The organism is uncultured Amnibacterium sp. (assembly GCF_964244015.1).
GTDB lineage: Bacteria > Actinomycetota > Actinomycetes > Actinomycetales > Microbacteriaceae > Amnibacterium.
Window position 1 is genome coordinate 1 of record NZ_CAXTHO010000167.1, and the last position, 4,992, is coordinate 4,992.

Sequence of the window (4,992 nt, forward strand, 5' to 3'; positions counted from 1 at the left end):
GGAACGCCGCGGTCGCGCTCGGCGCCCTCGGCGCGACCGCGGACCTCGTCTGGTTCCGGCAGTCGCCGCTCGACCCCGCAGCCGGTACCGGGTCGACCCTGCAGGACCTCACACCGCCGTGGGTCACGCCGGTCGCCCTGCTGCTGCTGCTCGCCGGGTTCGCCGCCGCGCTCTGGAAGGGCAGGCGGCTCGGGCCGATCGTGATCGAGGCGCTGCCCGTCGTCGTCCGCTCCCGCGAGACCGTGGAGGGGCGCGCTCGCCTCTACAACCGCGCCCGCGCCCGCCTGCACGCCGCCGACTCCCTGCGGATCGGCGCGATCCGGCGCATGGCGCCGAACCTCGGGCTGTCCGGCACCGCGTCCGTCGACGAGGTCGTCGAGGCGACCGTGCACCTCACGGGCCGCCCGCGCGACGCGGTCGCCGCAGCGCTGCTGACCGCCGATCCGGCGACCGACGGCGACCTGGTGCGCATCTCCGACGACCTCACCCGGCTGGAGGGCGCCGTCCGCGCGGCCGCCGTGCCGGGCGCCTCCGACCCCGCTTCCCGATGACCTCACTTCCCCGACTGACGGAGACCAGATGACCGACGACCTTCGTGAACTCCTCGCAGCGGTGCGCACGGAGGTGGGTAAGGCGGTGGTGGGCCAGGAGGCCGCGGTCAGCGGACTGATCGTGGCACTGCTCGCGCGCGGTCACGTGCTGCTCGAGGGCGTGCCCGGCGTCGCGAAGACGCTGCTGGTGCGCTCGCTGTCCGCGTCGCTGGCGCTCGAGACCACGCGGGTGCAGTTCACGCCCGACCTGATGCCGGGCGACGTGACCGGTTCGACGGTGTTCGACGCGGGCACCGGCAAATTCGACTTCCGGAAGGGGCCGGTGTTCACGAACCTGCTGCTGGCGGACGAGATCAACCGCACGCCGCCGAAGACGCAGAGCGCGCTGCTGGAGGCGATGGAGGAGCGCCAGGTCACGGTCGACGGCGTCTCGCGCCCGCTGCCCGACCCGTTCCTGGTCGCCGCGACGCAGAACCCCGTCGAGTACGAGGGCACCTACACGCTGCCCGAGGCGCAGCTCGACCGGTTCCTGATGAAGATCGTGCTCGACCTGCCGGCCCGCGACCAGGAGGTCGAGGTGCTCGTCCGGCACGCCGGCGGCTTCGACCCGCGCGACCTGTCCGGGCTGAAGCCGGTGCTGACGCCGGAGCAGCTGCGCGCCGCCCGGGCCGCTGTGCGCGAGGTGCGGGTGACCGCCGACGTGCTGGGCTACGTGGTCGACCTGGTGCGCGGTACGCGCTCGGCGCCCTCCGTGCAGCTCGGCGTCTCCCCGCGCGGTGCCGCCGCGCTGCTGGCCGCCTCGCGCGCCTGGGCGTGGCTGCGCGCCGCGCCCGCCCTGACGCCGGATCACATCCAGGACATGGCGCTGCCGGTCCTGCGGCACCGCATCCGCCTCCGCCCCGAGGCGGAGCTGGAGGGAGTCTCGGTCGACGCGGTCCTCCGGAGCATCATCGCGACGGTCCAGGTCCCCCTGTGACGGAATACGCCGCCCCCGCTGGTCGAGGTGCGCCCTTCGAGTGCCTCAGGATCCGCGCAGCGAGCCTCGAGACCACCGAGCGCTTCCCGGAGGCGCGGAGGTGGTGATCACCGGGCGGGTGCCGCTTCTGGTGCTCATCGGGATCGTGCCCGTCATCGCGCTCGGGAGGTTCGGCGCCGGCTGGGCCGTCGGGTCGCTCGGGGTCTGGCTCGGGCTCGTCGTCCTCCTGATCCTGCTCGACCTGCTGGTCGCGCCGAGTCCGCGGCAGATGCGCCTCGAGCGGGAGCTGCCGAACGCCGTCCGCCTCGGCGAGCCCACCGAGGCGACGCTGCTCGTCACGAACCCGGGCACCCGCCGAATCCGCGGGATGGTGCGCGACGCGTGGCAGCCCTCCGCGGGCGCCGTCCCGACCCGGTGGGCGCTCGACCTGCCGGGCGGCGAGCGGCGCGCGTACCGCTCGACCCTCGTCCCGGTCCGCCGCGGCGAGCGCCGCGCGGAGCAGGTGACCGTCCGATCGCTCGGCCCCCTCGGGATCGCGGGCCGTCAGGTGACGCTGAAGGAGGCGGGCGCGTTCCGGGTCCTCCCACCGTTCCGCTCCCGCCGTCACCTCCCGAGCCGGCTCGCGCGCCTGCGGGAGCTCGACGGCCGCACCCTGCTGCAGGTGCGCGGCCAGGGCACGGAGTTCGACTCCATCCGCGAATACGTGCGCGGCGACGACGTGCGCTCCATCGACTGGCGCGCGACCGCGAGGAACGTCGCGCTGCCCGGGGCCGGTCAGCGGCTGATGATCCGCACCTGGCGGCCCGAGCGGGATCGACGGGTTGTCGTCGTGGTCGACTCCGGCCGCACCGCCGCCGCGCGCATCGACGATGAGCCGCGCCTCGACACGGCGTTCGAGTCGACCCTGCTGCTCACCGCACTCGCCACCCGCGCCGGCGATCGCACCGATCTGCTCGTCTGGGACAGGAGGGTCCGCGCCCGCGTGCACGCCGCGGCCCCCTCCGACGTCCTGCACCGAATGGTCGACGCGATGGCACCGGTCGAGCCCGAACTGCTCGAGACCGATTGGGCCGGGTTGCCCGCCCAGGTGCGCGCGCTGACGTCGCAGCGGGCACTCGTCGTGCTGATCACCTCGTTGGAGGGGGCCGGTACCGCCCGCGCGATGCTGACGATGCTGCCGCAGCTGACGAGCCGGCATCTGGTCGTCATCGCCTCCGTCACCGACCCGGCCGTGGTCGCCATGACGACGGATCGCGGGGACCTCGACGACACCTACCTCGCCGCGGCAGCGGAGCGCACGCTGCTCGACACGGACCGCATCGCCGCCGCCGCGCAGCGCCTGGGTGCGCAGGTCGTCACGGCTCCTCCTGCGGCCCTGCCGCCGGCGCTCGCCGACCGCTATCTCGCACTGAAGGCGGCCGGCCGGCTCTGACACCTCCGATGTCCGCACGGAAACTTGCCATGCGGAGTACAGGTGACCCGGACGGTCCGCCCAGCAGAAGGAGGCATCGTCGACTCTTCGCACTCAGGGGGACCCATGATCACCACAGCAGCCATCGCCGGCATGATCGGCGCCGACGCGCTGGACGTGCAGGACGACCGGATCGGCGAGATCAATCAGGTGTACGTGGACGAGCAGACCGATCACCCCACGTGGGTGAGCGTGCGACTCGGCCTGATGAGCGGCGCCGAGGTGCTCGTTCCGCTCGAGAACGCGGAGTGGGATGAGCGGTCGCTGCACGTGGCGGTCGAGCGCCGGGTTGCGCGCGAGGCTCCCCGCAAGGAGATGGACGAGCCACTCACCCTCGAGGAGCAGGATCGTCTCTACACGCATTACGGCATCCCGGCGGTGCAGCATCCCCGGTCGGAACTCGGGCTGATGCAGGTCGACCAGGACGAGATCTGCTACAGCGTCCGCGACGATGTGCGGGGGTTCAAGCAGGCGTCGTAAGCGCCGTCCGCTCGACGACCACGAGCACCCGCTGCGGCGGCGTCGTACCACTGACTGCGCCGGCAACGCCGATCCAGGCTCCACCGGCGAAGCGGTACTCAGCGGAGTAGACCACCGTGACCGTCGCCTCTCGATCTGCGCGTGCCTCGTAGATGTGACTGGTCTGGGTCTTGGTCAGTTCCTCCTGCCCGAGGTCCGCCCACGAAGCCCCCGGAGTGGTCGTCGCCCTTGTCGTCCCGTCGCCGTAGTCGAAGCGGTACGCCTGCGGCGTGAACCGCACCTCAGCGGCCTCACCCAGCAGTTCACCGGCGACGGTCACCGCCTCCACATCGACCCAGAAGTTCGCCGGCACACCGACAACCGCCCAACCGTCCGGCTCCCCGTGCAGCGCCGCCACCGCCGGGAGGAACCGAGCCAGATCCGCGATCGTCACGACCTGAGCAGGAACATCCTTACCCTCCTCCGGCGGCTCCCCGAGCACGGCGAACCGACCGCCACAGGTACCGACCCCAGTGCAGATCTGCTCCTCCAACCTGAGGATCTCCGCGTCAGTCAAAGCATCCGACTCACCGTCCCGAGAAGGAATACGAGCCTTCCCACCGGAGCCACCGGGTACACCGGCCGCCGGCGTCCCCGCCCTCTGCCGCTGGACCGAACCATCGAGATCAACTCCACCGCCATTGGTAGAAGCTTTGACATTCGGACACCCAACGTAAATCCCGGCATCTGGACAGAGCGCATCGTCGGTCGGGTTGAAGAGGACAGCGGATACCAGTGTTTGGCTGCTGAGTAGCATCGATGAAACGAAGCTGGTCAGCAGACGCCGTCGTCGGACCATACTTTGCTTGTCGTGATGAGTGGTCCGCGAACAAAATTGACGAGCAGCGGCTGTTTATTTGCGCGCTTATCTGGAGTCACATCGTCTCCATGCGAATCAATGATGCGGGTTTCATGGACGTCAATACAGATGTACGCTGCACCCGTTCCGCTTTCGAGATCGACAGCTTGCAACTCGAACGCGGAGACCCGAGCTTCACCCTTCACGTGAAGACCCTCGTTCACGTATCATTGTGCGGACTCGGAGGCGTGCCCGTATTGCGATGACGCAAGATATTTCTTCAACCGCTCCGGCTCTTTCCCACCGTCGGCGAACACCGCGTTGAGCGACTCAAGGTAGGACCGGTAGAGGTTGCGGAAAGCGGTACTCGCTTGTGCCCGAGAACTGAAGACCGACGTCACAGCGGGCGTCGCGATCGAGGTTGGCATCGCTGACCGGGGAGCGGCGCAAGCGCTCAAGCCGGAACTGAGTATGAGTACCCCTGCTACCCCCACCAGTCGTCGAGTCCCACGGAACATGTGGTCACCGTAAAACATCGCGCGCCCTTGCGACGAGAGTTCTCCACAACCCGCTGTGTTGCCGCCTCTGGTGAGCTCGGATGGGATCGGGGTCGGCTGACGTCAGCAACCGCGGCGGGCTACTCCGCGATGATGCGGCGGGCGCCCGCCGCGAAGGG

Annotated in this window: 5 protein-coding genes and 1 pseudogene; 4 read left to right on the plus strand and 2 right to left on the minus strand. The window is 70.2% G+C overall.

Features of this window, described 5'->3' with window-relative positions:
• The 4 genes and pseudogenes from ACFE67_RS13975 to ACFE67_RS13990 all read left to right on the plus strand — a co-directional run.
• Nucleotides 1-551, plus strand: a pseudogene (locus tag ACFE67_RS13975) (hypothetical protein); the annotation flags it as partial.
• A 28-nt stretch (nt 552-579) separates the two neighbouring features.
• Entirely contained in the window at nt 580-1,527 is a 948-nt protein-coding gene (locus tag ACFE67_RS13980; protein WP_375407484.1) for an AAA family ATPase, read from the plus strand.
• Nucleotides 1,528-1,627: 100 nt separating this feature from the next.
• On the plus strand, nt 1,628-2,959 hold the full coding sequence (locus tag ACFE67_RS13985; protein WP_375407485.1) for a DUF58 domain-containing protein: 1,332 nt from the start codon (nt 1,628-1,630) through the stop codon (nt 2,957-2,959).
• Nucleotides 2,960-3,064: 105 nt separating this feature from the next.
• On the plus strand, nt 3,065-3,478 hold the full coding sequence (locus ACFE67_RS13990) for a PRC-barrel domain-containing protein (RefSeq protein ID WP_375407486.1): 414 nt from the start codon (nt 3,065-3,067) through the stop codon (nt 3,476-3,478).
• Here ACFE67_RS13990 and ACFE67_RS13995 read toward each other — a convergent pair.
• Complete coding sequence (locus ACFE67_RS13995) at nt 3,462-4,316, minus strand: hypothetical protein (RefSeq protein WP_375407487.1); 855 nt, start codon at nt 4,314-4,316, stop codon at nt 3,462-3,464. The two genes, ACFE67_RS13990 and ACFE67_RS13995, sit on opposite strands and share 17 nt — an antisense overlap.
• Nucleotides 4,292-4,522: a hypothetical protein gene (locus tag ACFE67_RS14000; protein WP_375407488.1), complete on the minus strand. Its 231-nt coding sequence runs from the start codon at nt 4,520-4,522 to the stop codon at nt 4,292-4,294. The genes ACFE67_RS13995 and ACFE67_RS14000 overlap by 25 nt, the downstream gene beginning before the upstream one ends.
• Nucleotides 4,523-4,992: the final 470 nt, after the last annotated feature.